The organism is Micromonospora sp. AMSO31t (genome assembly GCF_008868175.1).
GTDB lineage: Bacteria > Actinomycetota > Actinomycetes > Mycobacteriales > Micromonosporaceae > Micromonospora.
In genome coordinates this window covers 1-731 of record NZ_WBKT01000322.1, presented here as the reverse complement: position 1 = coordinate 731, position 731 = coordinate 1, and the positions used below count along the sequence as shown (strand labels likewise).

Here is a 731-nt window from a genome sequence, read left to right as displayed (position 1 = left end):
CGAACTGCTCAACTACTGGTACGCCCCGGAGCAGGAGTTCGGGCTGGCCGTCCGCACCGGCTGGGCCATGCTGCGGTCGCTGGGCTTCCTCCTGCTGATCGGGCACGTCAAGCGGGGCCGGGTGGTGGCGAAGCCGTTCGGGCTCATCCTGTCGGTGACCACGGTCTTCGCGGTGGGCCGGCTGGTCGTACCCCGGGCGGGGGTGCCGCCGCTGCCCGGCCTGCTCGGCTTCGCGGTGCTCACCGCGCTCTGCGTCGCGGTGGTGGTGCTGCTCTACCGCTCCGAGGCGGTCGGTGCGCACCTGGTCCGGCACCGCAAGGGCCTGGTCGTCGAGGGCGGGGTGATCTCCTGGCGGGAGGTCGTCCCGAAGCGCCCGCCGGTCACCGGCTGGCTGCTCACGGCCCGGGTCGCCGCGTTCACCTACAGCCCGCTGATGCTGGTCCCGGCCCTGGTGGCGACCGGCTCCATCCTCGACGGGCGGATCAGCGCCGTGCCGGCCGTGCTGTTCTGGTTCGCCGCCGGCATCGCGGTCAGCTATGCGGTGCTCTTCTGCACCGCCTTCCTGCTGCGCGACCGCCGGTGGGCCCGCAAGCTCCTGGTGGTCATCACCCTGACCACCCTGGCCGTGGACCTCCCCCTGTGCTGGTGGCTCCTGGGCGCGGACGGCCTGATCCGGGACGGCGCCCCCCTCGTGACAGCAGCCCTGCTGACCCTGTACTCCCTCCACCGCG

1 protein-coding gene is annotated in these 731 nt (G+C 72.9%); it reads left to right on the top strand.

Annotated elements, in window-relative coordinates; translation table 11 throughout:
* Positions 1-731, top strand: a 731-nt coding sequence (locus F8274_RS30775) for a hypothetical protein (RefSeq protein ID WP_151465905.1), incomplete at both ends; no start/stop codon positions are given.